Source organism: Streptomyces sp. NPDC015125, from assembly GCF_043080045.1.
Taxonomy (GTDB): Bacteria; Actinomycetota; Actinomycetes; order Streptomycetales; family Streptomycetaceae; genus Streptomyces.
Window position 1 is genome coordinate 97,954 of the sequence record NZ_JBIBVF010000027.1, and the last position, 16,155, is coordinate 114,108.

Annotated in this window: 15 protein-coding genes and 1 pseudogene; 9 read left to right on the forward strand and 7 right to left on the reverse strand. The window is 70.3% G+C overall.

Going from position 1 to position 16,155, the window contains the following annotated elements; genetic code table 11:
* Positions 1-7 precede the first annotated feature (7 nt).
* From ACF088_RS36470 to ACF088_RS36485, 4 genes and pseudogenes are all read left to right on the forward strand, one after another.
* Positions 8-889, forward strand: a pseudogene (locus ACF088_RS36470) (ATP-binding cassette domain-containing protein); the annotation flags it as partial.
* A gap of 23 nt (positions 890-912) precedes the next feature.
* A complete protein-coding gene (locus ACF088_RS36475) occupies positions 913-1,617 on the forward strand; it encodes an RHS repeat-associated core domain-containing protein (protein ID WP_392380219.1) in 705 nt (234 codons plus the stop codon).
* Between the two features lie 25 nt (positions 1,618-1,642).
* Positions 1,643-2,044 carry a hypothetical protein gene (locus ACF088_RS36480; protein WP_392380220.1) on the forward strand — a complete coding sequence of 134 codons (402 nt, stop codon included), beginning with the start codon at positions 1,643-1,645 and terminating at the stop codon, positions 2,042-2,044.
* 409 nt (positions 2,045-2,453) lie between these two features.
* Positions 2,454-3,218 carry a response regulator transcription factor gene (locus ACF088_RS36485; RefSeq protein ID WP_392380221.1) on the forward strand — a complete coding sequence of 255 codons (765 nt, stop codon included), beginning with the start codon at positions 2,454-2,456 and terminating at the stop codon, positions 3,216-3,218.
* A 67-nt stretch (positions 3,219-3,285) separates the two neighbouring features.
* On the opposite strand, the gene ACF088_RS36490 is transcribed toward ACF088_RS36485, so the two are convergent.
* Together ACF088_RS36490 and ACF088_RS36495 are read right to left on the reverse strand one after the other, a co-directional pair.
* Positions 3,286-3,594, reverse strand: coding sequence for a hypothetical protein (locus ACF088_RS36490; RefSeq protein WP_392380222.1), 309 nt, complete (start codon positions 3,592-3,594; stop codon positions 3,286-3,288).
* Positions 3,595-3,642: 48 nt separating this feature from the next.
* Positions 3,643-5,313 carry a sodium:solute symporter family protein gene (locus ACF088_RS36495; RefSeq protein WP_392380224.1) on the reverse strand — a complete coding sequence of 557 codons (1,671 nt, stop codon included), beginning with the start codon at positions 5,311-5,313 and terminating at the stop codon, positions 3,643-3,645.
* Positions 5,314-5,579: 266 nt separating this feature from the next.
* Here ACF088_RS36495 and galT point away from each other — a divergent pair, with 266 nt between their 5' ends.
* From galT to ACF088_RS36515, 4 genes are all read left to right on the forward strand, one after another.
* Positions 5,580-6,680, forward strand: coding sequence for a galactose-1-phosphate uridylyltransferase (gene galT, locus ACF088_RS36500; RefSeq protein WP_392380225.1), 1,101 nt, complete (start codon positions 5,580-5,582; stop codon positions 6,678-6,680).
* Positions 6,677-7,651, forward strand: a complete 975-nt coding sequence (galE, locus tag ACF088_RS36505; RefSeq protein ID WP_392380226.1) for a UDP-glucose 4-epimerase GalE — start codon at positions 6,677-6,679, stop codon at positions 7,649-7,651. Before galT ends, galE begins: the two co-directional genes overlap by 4 nt.
* Positions 7,651-8,907, forward strand: coding sequence for a galactokinase (gene galK / locus ACF088_RS36510; RefSeq protein ID WP_392380227.1), 1,257 nt, complete (start codon positions 7,651-7,653; stop codon positions 8,905-8,907). Before galE ends, galK begins: the two co-directional genes overlap by 1 nt.
* 302 nt (positions 8,908-9,209) lie before the next feature.
* The gene (locus ACF088_RS36515) at positions 9,210-9,980 is read left to right on the forward strand and encodes a response regulator transcription factor (RefSeq protein WP_336054058.1); all 771 of its coding nucleotides are present in this window, start codon (positions 9,210-9,212) and stop codon (positions 9,978-9,980) included.
* A gap of 81 nt (positions 9,981-10,061) precedes the next feature.
* Here the strand turns inward: ACF088_RS36515 and ACF088_RS36520 are convergent, their stop codons facing one another.
* The 3 genes from ACF088_RS36520 to ACF088_RS36530 form a co-directional block, all read right to left on the reverse strand.
* Entirely contained in the window at positions 10,062-12,185 is a 2,124-nt protein-coding gene (locus tag ACF088_RS36520) for a beta-galactosidase (RefSeq protein WP_392380228.1), read from the reverse strand.
* A 65-nt stretch (positions 12,186-12,250) separates the two neighbouring features.
* Entirely contained in the window at positions 12,251-13,045 is a 795-nt protein-coding gene (locus ACF088_RS36525) for an SDR family NAD(P)-dependent oxidoreductase (RefSeq protein WP_392380229.1), read from the reverse strand.
* Between the two features lie 319 nt (positions 13,046-13,364).
* Positions 13,365-13,862, reverse strand: coding sequence for a MarR family winged helix-turn-helix transcriptional regulator (locus ACF088_RS36530; protein ID WP_088798071.1), 498 nt, complete (start codon positions 13,860-13,862; stop codon positions 13,365-13,367).
* A 165-nt stretch (positions 13,863-14,027) separates the two neighbouring features.
* Between ACF088_RS36530 and ACF088_RS36535 the strand changes: the two genes are divergently transcribed.
* Entirely contained in the window at positions 14,028-14,852 is an 825-nt protein-coding gene (locus ACF088_RS36535; protein ID WP_392380230.1) for a trans-aconitate 2-methyltransferase, read from the forward strand.
* Positions 14,853-15,026: 174 nt separating this feature from the next.
* Here the strand turns inward: ACF088_RS36535 and ACF088_RS36540 are convergent, their stop codons facing one another.
* Together ACF088_RS36540 and ACF088_RS36545 are read right to left on the reverse strand one after the other, a co-directional pair.
* A complete protein-coding gene (locus ACF088_RS36540; RefSeq protein WP_392380231.1) occupies positions 15,027-15,653 on the reverse strand; it encodes a hypothetical protein in 627 nt (208 codons plus the stop codon).
* A 159-nt stretch (positions 15,654-15,812) separates the two neighbouring features.
* Positions 15,813-16,142 (reverse strand): hypothetical protein, encoded by a 330-nt coding sequence (locus tag ACF088_RS36545; RefSeq protein ID WP_392380232.1) that lies wholly within the window; start codon positions 16,140-16,142, stop codon positions 15,813-15,815.
* Between the last annotated feature and the right edge of the window lie 13 nt (positions 16,143-16,155).

Below are 16,155 nucleotides of genomic sequence, written 5' to 3' on the forward strand. Positions count from 1 at the left end.
CACGGACTTCGCCAGTTCCCGCCTCGGCAAGACGGTCTTCGAGCTGGAGGACGTCAGCATCCAGGCGGGTCCGAAGGTGCTGCTCAAGCATCTGACCTGGCAGCTGGGCCCCGGCGACCGGATCGGCCTGGTCGGCGTCAACGGCGCCGGCAAGACCTCACTGCTGCGGGCGCTGGAACAGGCGGCCCGTACCCAGGGCGAGACGCAGCCCGTCGCCGGCCGCGTCCTCGTCGGCAAGACCGTCAAGCTGGCCTATCTCTCCCAGGAGGTCGGCGAACTCCCGCCGACGCTGCGGGTGCTGGAGGCCGTCCAGCAGGTGCGCGAGCGGGTCGATCTGGGCAAGGGCCGGGAGATGACCGCCGGCCAGCTCTGCGAGAAGTTCGGCTTCACCAAGGAGAAGCAGTGGACCCCGGTCGGCGACCTCTCCGGCGGTGAGCGCCGCCGCCTGCAGATCCTGCGCCTCCTGATGGACGAGCCCAACGTCCTCTTCCTCGACGAGCCCACCAACGACCTCGACATCGAGACCCTGACCCAGCTGGAGGACCTCCTCGACGGCTGGCCCGGCTCCCTCATCGTCATCAGCCACGACCGCTACTTCATCGAGCGCACCACCGACCGCGTCCACGCCCTGCTCGGCGACGCCACCCTGCGGATGCTGCCGCGCGGCCTGGACGAGTACCTGGACCGCCGCCGCCAGGTCATCGAGGCCGCGACCCCGGCGCCCGCGCAGCAGACCACGGCCCCCAAGAAGGCCGCCGCCGTCAACCGCGCCGCCCAGAAGGAACTCCAGAAGATCGAGCGCCAGTTGGACAAGCTCGTCGACAAGGAAACCAAGCTCCACGCCCAGATCGCCGACAACGCCACCGACTTCGAAAAGGTCGCCGGCCTCTTCATGTCACGGCCGTAACGCCTTTGCGGTTTCCTGGGCAGTACTTCGATGCGGAAACCGGCCTGCACTACAACTTCCATCGTTATTATGATCCCGAGACCGCCCACTACATCACACCAGACCCGCTTGGCCTTGCCCCGACTCCAAATCCTTCTGCATACGTCCACAACCCTCATGGCTGGACGGACCCGCTAGGACTTACCCCTTGCGAAGTGGGAAACGATGGGCAGCGGCCGCCGAGGTATCCGAGTATCGTCCTGGGCGTCAATCCGCCATCGGATATGTTGGCCGAGCATCTCAGAAATAACGGCCATCCGGACGCTCAGACATTCAATGGTCCACGCTATGCGAACGTGGAGGCTGGGACGCCTGTCTGGATGTCGAATGTGATGGGTGGGGTGAGTGATCCACGTGTGGATTTGCATATCACTCTCGATGGAATGCCGGGAGCTGGGAGCACTCCGGAGTCCATATCGGAAGCTTTCGAAGTGGCAGCGAAACGGGGAAGGCCCTGGGGTACTGGGACCGGGCAGGAGCATCCGCCATCAAAATATGGCACGGCTTGGGAAATGAGTGTCATAGCGAGAAACGTTCGGGCGTTCAACACGGGGCAGGCGGAAGGCGAAGACTACGGGGGCAGGTCGTGGGATTCGATACATTGGTACTCCGGCAATCAACGGGTGCATAATGTACCCGAACCGGAGTCGGTTCGATATCAGGGGGGCTAGTGTATCCACGCGCAGGAGGTATTGAATGAATTTCAGGGAGCCAGATCGCCTTTTTAAGATCTGGGAGTATACAGTTTCGCATCAAACACTGCTGATGCGAAGTGACACGGACGTAAGGATGAATCCTTGCCCGCGTATCGAAATCTACGTCGGCGGCGTGCAGACTATCTTTATGAATTCCCTGATGTACGGGCTCACCTTGCGGCGAGCGGATGAACGCGAGGCTGCTGATATCTCTGCGCGGCACGGTGTCGCTGCCGACGCGACGGTGACGTATGTGCTCAGTTCCAGCAACGGAGACGGCTTCCTCATCTCGGGTCGGCCTTCCTGGCGGGAGGCGGAGCGTGGCATTGAGGAACCGACGCTGTTCGACTTCTCTCAGCCGTGGCCTCCCGGCCCCGACGTTAAGTGGGGCGACGTCGAATGATGCGCTCGGCGCGGATGACGGCCCGGGCTGAGAAGGCTGGAGGTCCGCTGCGGGCGGAGGGAGACGCTGGGTACCTCGGGCTGCCGAGGTACCCAGCGGGTGGTGGGGTGGGCAATACCCCGCCGGAACAGCCCGGTTCCGCTGCCGCTTCGCCCTGGGGGCTGCCCAACGGCAGGGAACAGTTCGCGCATTGACGGCCGACGCCGTCCGGAGACCTGCGCGCCCCCTCATTGAGGCCCGGCCGCCCCCCCAACAGCAGCAACCAGCCCAGATTGGCCGGGATTCCAGCATTCCGGGGGCTTCTTCCCGGTAGGGGGCGCGGTATCGCAGCCGAGCGTGTAGCTTCCCGGGGACGAGCGGCCCGGCAGGGGGTCGCGCCGGGGCCCGCCGGGGTGGAGGGGGTTGCTCGATGGGCGTGCGGCTCATGGTGGTGGACGATCATCGTCTGCTCGCGGAGGCGCTCGCCTCGGCGTTGAAGCTGCGCGGGCACCGCGTCCTGGCGGCGGCCGCGCCGAGCGCGGGGGCCGCGGAGCTGGTGGTGAGCCGGGCTCCCGAGGTCTGCCTGTTGGGGACCGCCGCACCGGCCCGTCCTGGCGCCTTCGACCCGGTCGTACGGATCAAGAAGGAGCGGCCGCAGGTCGCGGTGGTGGTGCTGGGGCCGGTTCCCAGTCCGCGCGGGATCGCCGCCGCTTTTGCCGCCGGTGCCTCCGGTTACGTCCGTAACGACGAGCGGATCGAAGGCGTGGAGCGCGCCATGATGAAGGCGCGGGCGGGGGAGGCGGCGGTGGCGCCGCAGTTGTTGCAGCAGGCTTTCGAGGAGTTGCTGCATCCCGCCGCGCAGCCGGACGACGAGGGGGCGCGGCTGCTGGAGCTGCTCACCCCGCGCGAGGTCGAGGTCTTGATGCGGGTCGCGGACGGCGAGGACACCCGGCTGATTGCGGCGGGGATGGACATCGCGCCGAGTACGGCGCGGACGCATGTGCAGCGGGTGCTGATGAAGCTGGAGGTGGGGTCACGGCTGGAGGCCGCGGCCCTGGCGGCGCGCACCGGGCTGCTGGACCGGGCGGCGGGCGGGCGTGCCGCGCGCACCGCGGAGGGGACGGAGAGGGGGGCGGGGGCAGGTGCGGTGACGGCGGCGGGTCCGGCCGATCCGCCCCCGTCCCCGCCGCAGTAGTCGCGCTTCGGCCTGCGGCGGCCGGTAAGCGCCCGCCCTCCCGGCCGCCGCAGTAACCCGCCTCCGCTCACCCCTCGGCCGCCCCGTCCTCCATCCCGGCCTGCAGTTCCTCGGCCGTCGGCGGCACGGCAGGCCGCAGCTTCAGCCATATGAGGAAGAAGAGGCCGAGCGCGAGCATGCCCAGGCCCGTCCACAGGTTGATGTTGATGTCCTGGGCCTTCTTGAGGTCCGCGTCCGAGGCCGTCAGGCCGGCGATGGTGACGATCACCCCGTAGACGACGAACAGGCCGCCGATGATGCGCCGTACGTCGAAGAGCCGCGCGGCGGTCGCCGATTCGCGCTCCAGCTCCTCGACCTCGTGCTGGTAGTCACTCATGGTGCGTCAACTCCGCTGGTTCAGGCAGGTTCAGGCAGGTAGGCAGGCTCAGAGGGAGAACGGGATGTAGCAGATCGCGGCGAGGACGATCGCGCCCCAGCCCAGCAGGGCCGGCTTGCGGTACCACGCGTCGTCGCCCTCGGCCGGCAGTTCCTCCATGCCGGGGGACCGGGACCCGTAGACCAGGCCCGCCAGCGACTCGACCGGCTTGGGCTTGGTGACCAGGGTGACGAGCACCATCACCAGCGCGCCGACGACGAACGCCACGATCGAGGAGACGAAGTTGGCGCCCTGCTCGGAGGGGATCGCGATGATGCCCTGCTTGTAGAGCCAGAAGTAGTTGACCATCGCGGCGACCGTGCCGGAGAGCAGGCCCCAGAAGCCGGCCGCGGCGCTGGTCCGCTTCCAGAACATGCCGATGATGAAGACGACGAACAGGGGCACGTTGAAGAAGGAGAACAGCGTCTGGAGGTAGTTCATGATGTTGCTGAAGGACGAGGCGATGAAGGCCGTGCCCATGCCGATCAGCACGCCGACCGCGGTGACCACCCGTCCGGTCGTCAGGTAGTAGCGGTCCTCGCGGCCCTTCTTGAGGTAGGCCGCCCAGATGTCGTTGGTGAAGACCGTGTTGAAGGACGAGACGTTGGCGGCCATACCCGCCATGAACGCCGCCAGCAGACCGGTCACCGCGATACCCAGCACGCCGTTGGGCAGCAGGTCCCGCATCAGCACCGGGATCGCGTCGTTGTACTGGAGCCCGTCCTTGGACTTGCCCAGCGTCGGCTCCATGACCAGCGCGATCAGGCCGGGGACGACCACCACCAGCGGGATGAAGATCTTGGGGAAGGCGGCGATCAGCGGGGTGCGCTTGGCGGCGGAGAGGTTCTTCGCGGACAGTGCGCGCTGCACCTCGGCGAAGTTGGTGGTCCAGTAGCCGAAGCTCATCACGAAGCCGAGGCCGAGGACGATGGTGAGCCAGTTCGCGCCGAGCGGGTTGGCCTCGCCGATGCCGGTGCCCTTCCAGGCGGTCAGGAAGGCGTCGCCGTGCGAGGAGTTGAGTGAATCGGTCAGGCCGTCCCAGCCTCCGACGCGCTTGAGGCCGACGATGGTCAGCGGGATCAGCGCGGCCAGGATGACGAAGAACTGCAGCACCTCGTTGTAGATCGCCGAGGACAGGCCGCCGATGGTGATGTACGCCAGGACGAAGACGCCGGCGACGACGATCGCGACCCACTGCGGCCAGCCGAGCAGCGCCTGCAGCACGATCGCCATGGCGTAGAGGTTCACGCCGGCGATCAGTACGGACGAGACGGCGAAGATGACCGAACTGAGCAGGTGCGAGGAGGGCCCGAAGCGGTGCAGCAGGAATTCGGGCACCGAGCGGACCTTGGAGCCGTAGTAGAACGGCATCATCACCAGGCCCAGGAAGACCATCGCCGGGATGGCGCCGATCCAGTACCAGTGCACGGTGTAGGCCCCGTACTGCGCACCGTTGGCGGCCATACCGAGGATCTCGGTGGCGCCGAGGTTGGCGGCGACGAAGGCGAGGCCGGTGACCCAGGCAGGCAGCGACCGCCCGGAGAGGAAGAAGTCCAGGCTCGTCTTCACGCTGCGTTTGGCCGCGAATCCGATGCCGAGGACGACGACGAAGTAGATGGCCAGGATCGTGTAATCGAGCCCGTTGGTGGGGAGCCGTAGCCCCTCGGCCAGGGTGATCATGGGCGACTCATTTCGCGGGTCGGGAGCGCGGCCCCCGGAGGACACATCTTTGTGTGAGCGGAACGCACAAAAAGCTACGCGCGGACCTCGGGAAACTGAATACTTTTGTTTGGTTCAGTTGCGCTTTCGTGATCGGGGTGGCCGGTATGTCGGAGATGTCTGACCGGGCTTCACCGCGTGCCCGCCCACGGTCCCGGCGTTGACGCGACTGTTTAGTTGTGCTTCATTGTGTTTGTTTGTGTTTGGTCGCAGGGTGAGGAGCTCCCGTGAAGAAGACGTCGACCCGGCTGGCGGACGGCCGGGAGCTCATCTACTACGACTCGCGTGACGACGTCGTACGCGATGCGGCCGACCGCCGCCCCCTCGACCCCGTGGCCACCGCCTCCGAGATCCGTCACGACCGGCTCCTCGGCGACCATGTCGCCATCGCCTCGCACCGCCAGGCCCGCACCTACCACCCCCCGGCCGACGAGTGCCCGCTGTGCCCCTCCCGTGACGGGCGGCACTCCGAGATCCCCGCCGCCGACTACGACGTCGCCGTCTTCGAGAACCGCTTCCCGTCCCTCGCGGGCGACAGCGGCCGCTGCGAGGTCGTCTGCTTCACCTCCGACCACGACGCCTCCTTCGCCGACCTCACCGAGGAGCAGGCCGCCCTGGTCCTGGAAGCGTGGACCGACCGCACCGCGGAGCTCTCCCAGCTCCCCGGCGTGGAGCAGGTCTTCTGCTTCGAGAACCGCGGTGCCGAGATCGGCGTCACCCTCGGCCACCCGCACGGCCAGATCTACGCGTACCCCTTCGTCACCCCGCGCACCGAGCGCATGCTCACCTCGCTCGCCGCACACCGCGCGGCCACCGCGGGCGGCAACCTCTTCGACGAGGTGGTCGCGGGCGAGCTGGCCGACGGCCGCCGGATCGTCCTCGAAGGCGAGCACTGGGTGGCGTTCGTCCCGTATGCCGCCCACTGGCCCTACGAGGTGCACCTCTACCCCAAGCGCCGGGTCCCCGACCTGCTCGCCCTCGACGACGCCGCGCGCACAGAGTTCCCACAGATCTATCTGGAAGTCTTGCGGCGGTTCGACCGGATCTTCGTCGGGTGGGGTGCCGGGAAGGAAGGGGACGGGGCGAGCCAGGGGCCCCGGGTGGCGGCCGGTGCCGCCCGCACGCCGTATATCGCCGCCTGGCACCAGGCGCCGCTGCGCGCCGAGCACCGGGGGGAATTCGCACTTCACCTCGAGCTTTTCACCATCCGCCGCACTTCCGGCAAGCTGAAGTTTCTCGCGGGTTCCGAATCCGGCATGAATGTGTTCATCAATGATGTGCCGCCGGAGGCCGCGGCCGAGCGACTGCGAGAGGTAGCGAGCAAGTGAGCAAGAAGTACCTGGTCACAGGCGGTGCGGGATATGTCGGAAGCGTCGTTGCGGCGCATCTGCTGCAGGCCGGTCACGAGGTGACCGTGCTGGACGACCTGTCCACCGGCCACCGCGAGGGCGTCCCCGCCGGCGTCCGTTTCATCGAGGGCCGCATCCAGGACGCCGCCACGTGGCTCGACCCCTCCTACGACGCGGTGCTGCACTTCGCCGCCTTCTCCCAGGTCGGCGAGTCCGTCGTGGACCCCGAGAAGTACTGGCGCAACAACGTCGGCGGCACCATGGACCTGCTCGCCGCGATGCGCGAGGCCGGTGTCCGTACCCTCGTCTTCTCCTCCACCGCCGCCACCTACGGCGAGCCGAAGTCCACCCCGATCACCGAGGCCGCCGAGACCGCGCCCACCAGCCCGTACGGTGCCAGCAAGCTCGCCGTCGACCACATGATCAGTGGTGAGGCCACGGCCCATGGCCTGGCCGCCGTCTCGCTGCGCTACTTCAACGTCGCCGGCGCCTACGGCAGCTGCGGCGAGCGCCACGACCCCGAGTCGCACCTCATCCCGCTCGTCCTCCAGGTCGCCCAGGGCAAGCGCGAGGCGATCTCCGTCTACGGCGAGGACTACCCCACCCCCGACGGCACCTGCGTCCGCGACTACATCCATGTCGCCGACCTCGCCGAGGCCCACCTCCTCGCCCTCGACGCGGCCACCGCGGGCGAGCACCTGATCTGCAACCTCGGCAACGGCAACGGCTTCTCCGTCCGCGAGGTCATCGAGACCGTCCGCAAGGTCACCGGGCACCCCGTCCCCGAGATCGCCGCCCCGCGGCGCGGCGGCGACCCCGCCGTACTGGTGGCCTCCGCGCAGACCGCCATCGACCGCCTCGGCTGGCGCCCCAGCCGCGCCGACCTCGCGGAAATCGTCACCGACGCCTGGCAGTTCGCGCAGCACCTCGACCGGACGAAGGAGTCCTGATGACCGCTCACGGAGCCGCCACCCCGGCCCTCGGGCGCCCGCACGGCGCCCAGCACACCGCGGCGGAGTTCACCGCGGTGTACGGCGCCGCCCCCACGGGCACCTGGGCGGCGCCCGGCCGGGTCAACCTGATCGGTGAACACACCGATTACAACGACGGCTTCGTGATGCCGCTGGCCCTCCCGCACACCACCCTCGCCGCCGCCTCGGCCCGCACCGACGGGGTGCTGCGGCTGCACTCCGGCGGCGCCGACGGCGGCATCGTCGAACTGCGCATCGATGACCTGCGGCAGGCCCCCGGCCCGGCTGTCGGCCCGGCTGCCGAGGTGCTGGAGACGAGTGGGGGCGGAGTGCAGCGCAGTGGCGGCTGGGCCGCCTACCCGGCCGGTGTCGTCTGGGCGATGCGGGAGGCCGGCCTGCCGGTCGGCGGCGCGGACCTGCACTACGACAGCACGGTGCCCACCGGCGCCGGACTCTCCTCCTCCGCCGCCCTGGAGGTCGTCACCGCGCTTGCCCTGAACGATCTCTACGCGCTCGGACAGCAGCCGCAGCGACTGGCCCAGCTCGCCCAGCGGGCCGAGAACGCCTTTGTCGGCGTGCCCTGCGGGATCATGGACCAGACCGCTGCGGCCTGCTGCACCGAGGGCCATGCCCTCTTCCTCGACACCCGCGACCTCACCCGCCGTCAGATCCCCTTCGACCTGGCGGGGGAGGGGCTGCGGCTCGTCGTTGTGGACACCCGGGTGAAGCACGAGCTGGGGGACGGCGCATACGCCGAGCGGCGCGCCGGTTGTGAGCGTGGCGCGCGGGCGCTCGGCGTGCGAGCCCTGCGTGAGGTGCCGTACGCGCATCTGCCCGAGGCCCTGGCCGGGCTGGCCGACGACCCCGTCACCCAGGCCCTGGTCCGGCACATCGTCAGCGAGAACCAGCGGGTCGAAGAGGTCGTCGCGCTGCTCGACACGGGCCGCACCCGCGCCATCGGCCCACTGCTGACGGCCGGCCACGCCTCGCTGCGCGACGACTTCAAGATCTCCTGCCCGGAACTCGATCTCGCCGTCGACACCGCCCGTGCGGCGGGCGCCCTCGGGGCCCGGATGACCGGCGGCGGCTTCGGCGGCTCGGCGATCGTGCTCGTCGAAGAGGCCGACGCCCCCGCCGTCGGCGCGGCGGTCACCCAGGCCTTCGCGGCGGCCGGCCATGCCGCCCCGCGGATCTTCGAGGCCGTCCCGAGCGCGGGAGCACACCGCATCGAGTAGGGCGTGCCGGGCGGCGCGCGGCCACCGGGCGGGCGCCGAACGGCCTGTGTCGGCCACCCGGCGGGCGCCGAACGGCCCGGGTGGAGGGGCAGTTTCGTCAATCACCTTCCCTTGCCGCAACCCGTCCGTACGCTGAGACCCTGCACCGGTGGGGGCCGGTGTCGATCAGGGGGCGAGACCGTTCGGGTACGGCGCCCGGGGTGGGGTAGTCATGTCGGCACGGCGGCGGCCGTGCGGCTGAGGCGATCTTCAATCCGGGCGTCGTGCCCGCTATGGTCCGTTCACCGAGACAGGGGGTCTCTGTGCAACGCATCCGGGTTCTGGTGGTCGACGACCACCGCATCTTCGCCGAATCCCTGGCGGCCGCGCTCGCCGCGGAACAGGACGTGGACGTAGCGGCCGCGGGCAGCGCCCCCGCGGCGCTGCGCAATCTGGACCGGGCGGTCACCGACGGCCGCCGGTTCGACGTGCTGCTCGCCGACGCGGACCTCGCCGCGCCGCTGCTCGCGGTGCCCGCGCAGGGAGCGCCGCGCGATGCGGTGCCGCGGGCCGTGCCGCGGGACGGCATCGCGCTGGTCTCCGGCCTGCGCACCAGCCATCCGTATCTGCGCACCGTCGTCCTCGCCGACCGCGACGACCCGCGCCGCGCGGCCGCCGCGCTGCAGGCCGGCGCCTCCGGCTGGGTCGCCAAGGACTGCTCGCTCTCCCGGCTGCTCGCCGTCATCCGCGGCGTGCTCCGCGACGAGACGCATCTGCCGCCCGCGCTGCTGACCGGTGTGCTGCGGGAGCTGACGGCGGCCCGCAAGCACCGCTCCGAGAGCGAACGGCTGGTGGAGTCGCTGACCCCGCGCGAGCGCGAGGTGCTGCGCTGCATGGTGGCGGGCCTGGGCCGCAAGGCGGTCGCCGAGCGGCTGTTCCTCTCGCCGCACACGGTCCGTACCCATATGCAGAACGTGCTCGGCAAGCTCGGGGTGCACTCCACCCTCGCGGCCGTCGCGCTGGCCCGCAGGGCCGGGGTCGGCCCGGTCGAACTGGAGGCGGCGGCCGCGGCGGCCTCGGTGCCGGTGCCGTGAGGGGATGAGGACCGGAGAGACCGAGGACGGGAGGCGGGCCTTGAGGCCGCCGCGAGCGCGCGGGAGCGTCGCAGGAGCGCGCTATGGGCCGGGCTCGGTCAGTACGGCCACGCCCCGGGGGCCCAGGGTGACCCGGTCGACGGCCCTGGCACCGGCCCCGCCCGCGCCGTCGTCCGCCCCGCCCGCGCCGTCGCCCGCCCCGCCCACCACCGCCAGCGCATCCCGCATCGGCCCCGGCAGCACGGCCTCCACGGCCTCGGCCCCGTGGTTGAGCAGGAAGAGGTACCGCCCGCCCGCGCCCTCGCGGACGGTGGCCTGGACGCCTTCCGGCAGCCCCGGCAGCACGGGCGTGACCCCGGCCGCCGCCCGTACGTCGTCCAGCAGGGCCCGCATCAGCGCCGCGTCGAGCCGGGTGCCCACGTACCAGGCGGTGCCCCGCCCGTAGGCGTGCCGGGTCACCGCGGGCCGCCCGGCGAGGTCCCCGTCCGTGAAGCGGACGAGGGCCTCGGCCCCTTCGAGGTCGAGGGCTTCCGACCACAGATCCGCCCGCCCCGTATACGCTCCCCCAAGCTCTCCACTCCGGTCGAGCAGGGAGGTACCCCCACCAAGCTCTCCACTCCGGTCGAGCAGGGAAGTACCCTCACCGCCGACCGCGACCGACCGGCCCTCGTCCAGCGGCCAGAACTCCTCCACCCGCAGCCCCAGCAGCTCCCGCAGCGGCGCCGGACAGCCGCCGGGGTGCACCCGGTCGTGCGCGTCGACGATCCCGGAGAAGAACGACACCAGCAGGTGCCCGCCGTCGCGGACGAAGGCGGTCAGTCGCTCCGCGTCGTCCGCGGTGAGCAGATACAGATTGGGCGCCACGACCAGCCGGTAGCCGGTCAGGTCGCGCTGCGGCGGGACCACATCGCAGGCCACGCCCGCCTCGAACAGCGGCCGGTAATGATCCAGCGCGATCCGGGAGTGGTCCAGCGCGTTCGACGGCTTGGAGTCCAGCTCCAGCGCCCACCAGCTGTGCCAGTCCGCCAGCAGCGCCACCCCGGCCCGTGACCGGGTCCCCTCGATGCCCGGCAGTGACGCCAACTCCCGCCCCAGGTCCGATACTTCGCGGAAGACACGGGTGTCGGTCCCGCCGTGCGGCAGCATCGCCGAGTGGAACTTCTCGGCGCCGCCCAGCGACTGCCGCCACTGGAAGTACAGCACCGCATCCGCGCCCTGCGCGACGGCCTGCCAGCTCCACAGTCGCATCGCGCCGGGCGGTTTGGGCCCGTTGCGGGGCCGCCAGTTGACCGCGCTCGGCGCCTGCTCCAGCAGCATCCAGGGCTGGCCGCAGCGCGCCGAGCGCATCAGGTCGAAGACATAGCCGGCCCGGATGTGGTCGTCGGACGCGTACGGGTCCTGGTAGAAGTCCAGCGCCATCGCGTCCAGGTGCGCGGACCAGGCGAAGGCGTCGACGGGCTTGTGCTGGGGCATCAGATTGGTGGTGACCGGAATCCGGGGGGTCACGCGCTCCAGCACCGCCTTTTCGGCCAGATAGCAGGCGCGCAGGGCCTCGTCGCCGAAGCGCAGATAGTCCAGCTGCTGGGCGGGGTTGGGGAAGGTCGGCGCGGTGCGGGGCGGCAGCACCTCGTCGAAGTCGCCGTAGGCCTGCGACCAGAAGGCCGTCGACCAGGCGGCGTTGAGCGCGTCGATGTCCCGGTAGCGTGCGCGCAGCCAGCGCCGGAAGTCGCCGGCCGACACCTCGCAGTAGCACTGGCGGGTGTGGCATCCGTATTCGTTGCCGACGTGCCACATGGCCAGCGCCGGGTGTCCGGCGTAGCGGGCGGCGAGCTGTTCGACCAGGCGTACGGCGTGTGTCCGGTAGACGGGGCTGGAGGGGCAGTAGTGCTGCCGGCCGCCGGGCCAGCGGCGTCGGCCGTCGGCGTCCTCGGGCAGGATCCCGGGGTGCGCGTGGGAGAGCCACGGCGGGGGCGAGGCGGTCATGGTGGCCAGACAGACGGCGATCCCGGCGCCCGCCAGCCCGTCCATGACACGGTCGAACCAGCCGAAGTCCCATGCCCCGGAACGGGGTTCGACCTTGGCCCAGGAGAAGATCCCGGCGGTGACCATGGTGACATGGGCCGCCTTCATCAGCTTCAGATCCTCGGCCCACACCTCCTCGGGCCACTGCTCGGGGTTGTAGTCGCCGCCGAAATGGATGCCCATGGATGATCCCCCTACGGATCGAAGCCCGGGCGGGGCGCCACGGCCCCGCCATCGGCGAGGCCGGCTCACGAAGAGTTCTTGTACACGCTCCAGCCCCCGTCGACGACGAGGCTCGCACCCGTGACGAAGGACGCCTCGGGGGAGAGCAGGAAGGCGATGGCGGCGGCGACCTCCTCGGGCCGGCCCAGCCGCCGTGCCGCCGTCTGTGCGGCGCTGGCCCGCCGTTCCTCCTCGCCGATACCGTCCCAGGCCGCCGTCAGGACAGGGCCCGGCAGCACGCTGTTGACCCGTACCTCCGGCCCGTATTCGACGGCCAGTTGGCGCCCCAGTCCGGTCAGCCCGGCCTTGGCCGCGGCGTACGCGGGCCGCCCCGGCAGGCCGATCAGCGCATGCACCGACGAGGTCAGGACCACCGCGCCATGCCGCTCGCGCAGGTCGTCCAGGGCGGCGCGTACGCCGAGGAAGGAGCCGGTCAGATTGACCGCGAGCTGCCGGTCCCAGTCCGTGAGCGGGGTGTGTCCTGCGGACCCCACATACGGCAGGAAGGCGTTGCTGACCAGCCTGTCCACCGGACCGTAGCGCCGCCGTGCCGCCTCGACCGCCCGCCGCCAGTCGTCCTCGTCCGCCACGTCGCAGTGCTCGTACGAGGCATGGCCGCCGGCCGCCCGGATCCGCCGCGCGGTGTGTTCGCCGCGTGCGTCGTCGATGTCCAGCAGCAGTACGCCGGCCCCCTCGGCCGCCAGCCGGTCGGCGGTGGCCGCCCCGATCCCCGCGGCGGCACCGGTCACCAGGACCGTACGGCCCTCGAACCGCTTGCCGTACGGGCCGTTCGCCGGGTGCGATGCGCGCTGCTGGCTCATGGCGCGATCCAAGCCCACGAGACGAGCGGGGGGCAAGGGAGACGGGGGAGGAGAGGGGGGAGGAGAGGGGCGCGTGCGGATTCGTGGGGCGCACGCGAGTCGCTTGCGCGCCGTCAAATAATGCGGGTGTGCGCCGTGCCGCGCGTTTGCGGTTCGGTTGCGGATCCGTCGCGGGCGGCGCCCGATCCGTCGAGGGCGGTGCTCGATCCGCCGCGGGCCGATCCGTTGGGGGCGGCGCCCGATCCGCCGGGAGGGGGCGGCGCCCGGATGCCCGGCCGGGCCTGACGAAAGGGCTGGGCCAGGGCCGGCCCGGCCCTCGCTAACCCGGAATGTTGTCGAACGGTCCGGTCAACCGCCGCAGCAGGCCCGCCAGTTCGCCGCGCTGCTGGCGGGAGAGCTCGGCGAGGATCGCGCGCTCCTGGATGAGCAGCCCGGCCAGTGACTGGTCGGCCTTGTCGCGGCCCTCGGCCGTCAGCCTGACCAGCACTCCACGCCGGTCGCTCGGGTCGGGCAGGCGCTCGACCAGGTTCTTCTTGGCGAGCCGGTCGATGCGGTTGGTCATCGTCCCCGAGGTGACCAGCGTCTGTGTCAGCAGCGCCCCGGGGGAGAGCTGATACGGCGCCCCGGCGCGCCGCAGCGCGGTGAGTACGTCGAATTCCCAGGGCTCCAGGCCCACCTCGGAAAAGGCGATCCGGCGGGCCCGGTCAAGGTGTCTGGCCAGCCTGGAGACACGGCTGAGGACCTCAAGTGGTTCCACGTCGAGGTCCGGGCGCTCGCGGCGCCATGCTGCGACCAGTCGATCGACCTCGTCCTCCATGACGATCAGTGTAGAGGGTCTGTCGACATGAAGTCTCTTGACGTCGAGATATATTTCGCTGGACTATGGGGCATCGTCGGCGGGGGCCCGGTTTCCAGCCGAGACGGCCCGAATCCGACCGTGCCAGCCTTGTATCAGCCCTGCATCGGCAAAGGGGTTTCGCTCATGCATGACGCACCAACCTGGGATCCGCAGCAATACCTCCGCCACTCCGGGCACCGTACCCGCCCCTTCCACGACCTTCTCGCCCGGATACCCGACCTGCCCCGGCAAGACCGCCCCGCCCGCATCGCCGACCTCGGCTGCGGCCCCGGAAACGTCACCACCCTGCTTGCCGCACGCTGGCCCGACGCCCACATCACCGGATACGACAACTCCCCGGAGATGCTCAAGGAAGCCGAGACCCACGCCGGCCCCACCGCGGGCGGCGGCCACCTCGACTTCGCCCCCGCCGACGCCGCCGACTGGGCACCCGAGGAGACCCACGACCTGATCGTGTCCAACGCGGCGCTGCAGTGGGTCCCCAACCACCCGAATTCCTTTGCTCGTTGGATCGATGCCCTCGTCCCCGGCGGCACGTTCGCCTTCCAGGTCCCCGGCAACTTCACCTCGCCCAGCCACGCCCTCCTCGGCGAGCTGTGCGACGCCCCCCAATGGCGCGAACGGCTCACCCTGCACGGCCGCCGCTTCGTCCATATCCTCGAACCGGCCGATTATCTGGAGCGCCTTACCGACCTCGGCTGTGCCACCGACGTATGGGAAACCACCTACGTCCAGCTCCTGAAGGGCGATGACCCGGTCCTCGACTGGGTCAAGGGCACCGCTCTGCGCCCCGTCCTGACCGCCTTGGAGAACGACCCGGCCGCCCGCGAGGCCTTCCTCGCCGAATACCGCGACGCCCTCCGCAAGGCCTACCCCACCGGCCCCCACGGCACGGTCTTCCCCTTCCGACGCATCTTCGTCGTCGCCCGGAAACCGGTGGTCGGCTGATACCGGCGGATGCCCACTGGCCGCCGCGGATCCGCCGTCCTTCTCCCCGCGATGGCCGACCATTTGCCGTCCGCGCCACCGTCACCTGGGGCGACCACCTGCCGGGCCACCGGCCTTTCTACTCGGCCGCCCCGGTGGGCAACCGGCTGGAATTCCTGGAGCCGTTAGGGGCGGTTACGGAATGGGATCCTTGTGGGTGAGCGTTCCGGGAAAAAGCGCCAGGAATTCCTTGTCCTGGGGGACCATCAACGTCCCCCAGGAGCCGTCGCCGAAGCCGAACTGGAACTCCTTCCGCCCGCCGGCGCGGTGACGCGTCCAGGCCAGGGCGGTACGGGGAAAACAGGCGCCCGACTCGACCGCGCGACCGGTTTGTGATCCGCGGATGTTCTGCACGTACACGAATCGCAGATTGCCTTCGGTGAGCGCGACAAAGGTGATCACGCCGGTCTCCGCATGCGGCTGACCGGCCGCCAGCCACTGGCCCGCCAGACTGTCCCAGGTGCCGAAGAACCGCCCGTTCTTCTTCTGCCGCTTCACCCGGGCCGCGGGATCGCCGGTGGCCTTGACCGGCCCTGGTTTCGGGTCGGTGAGCGTCGCGGTGTCAAAAAGAAAGGAGAGGAAGCCGCGCCGCCGGTCTCCCGGCCTGCTGTGCCCGACCAGCACCTTCGGCTGCCGGTCGGGCGGCACATCGGCATCGTCCTCCCGACGGTCGGACAGAGCACGGCCGACCTCGAAGGCCCCCACGAGCCGCTCATTCACGGGCAGCGCTGAGGCGATGCTGGTCATCAGGTCGGGCTGCATGGAGGGGGGCGCTTCCTTTCGGGGGTGGGCACAGAACCCTGGGCGGCCGTTCCGCGGCCCACCACAGCAGAGCTACGGGTACGGCAGAGCTACGGGATGGGGTCGCGCTCGCCGAGGGTGTGCGGGGAGAAGGTGGCGCGTTCGTCCGCGCCGGGCCCCTCAGCGTCCCCCACGAACCATCGGCGAAACGGAGTTGCACCTCGTCGGGATTGGTGTGTGAGCCGGGTCCAGGTTCCGGGGGAAAGAAGCACCCAGTTCGATCGCCTCGTCCAGTGTCCCGTTCCAGCGGCTGCACTCTGCGTACACGAACTGGAAATGGCTGCCGGTGGCTGCGACCGCGACGGTGACGCCCGCCTTGGTCCCCGGTTGAGCGGGCGCATCGCAGCGGTCCGTGGTGCCGGACGTCCAGCGTGACGTGGCGAATCCGCCCCGGTAGATCTGGCCCGCGGGCAGTACCGCGGCGATTTTCTGCTCCAGATCGGCCCGCAAGTGTTCTCAGCTC

Coding starts and splice junctions, on each gene's coding strand:
- ACF088_RS36540 (WP_392380231.1), bottom strand. CDS start 15,653: ATGCAGCCCGACCTGATGACCAGCATCGCCTCAGCGCTGCCCGTGAAT.
- ACF088_RS36485 (WP_392380221.1), top strand. CDS start 2,454: ATGGGCGTGCGGCTCATGGTGGTGGACGATCATCGTCTGCTCGCGGAG.
- ACF088_RS36525 (WP_392380229.1), bottom strand. CDS start 13,045: ATGAGCCAGCAGCGCGCATCGCACCCGGCGAACGGCCCGTACGGCAAG.
- galK (WP_392380227.1), top strand. CDS start 7,651: ATGACCGCTCACGGAGCCGCCACCCCGGCCCTCGGGCGCCCGCACGGC.
- ACF088_RS36535 (WP_392380230.1), top strand. CDS start 14,028: ATGCATGACGCACCAACCTGGGATCCGCAGCAATACCTCCGCCACTCC.
- ACF088_RS36530 (WP_088798071.1), bottom strand. CDS start 13,862: ATGGAGGACGAGGTCGATCGACTGGTCGCAGCATGGCGCCGCGAGCGC.
- ACF088_RS36490 (WP_392380222.1), bottom strand. CDS start 3,594: ATGAGTGACTACCAGCACGAGGTCGAGGAGCTGGAGCGCGAATCGGCG.
- ACF088_RS36495 (WP_392380224.1), bottom strand. CDS start 5,313: ATGATCACCCTGGCCGAGGGGCTACGGCTCCCCACCAACGGGCTCGAT.
- ACF088_RS36520 (WP_392380228.1), bottom strand. CDS start 12,185: ATGGGCATCCATTTCGGCGGCGACTACAACCCCGAGCAGTGGCCCGAG.
- ACF088_RS36480 (WP_392380220.1), top strand. CDS start 1,643: ATGAATTTCAGGGAGCCAGATCGCCTTTTTAAGATCTGGGAGTATACA.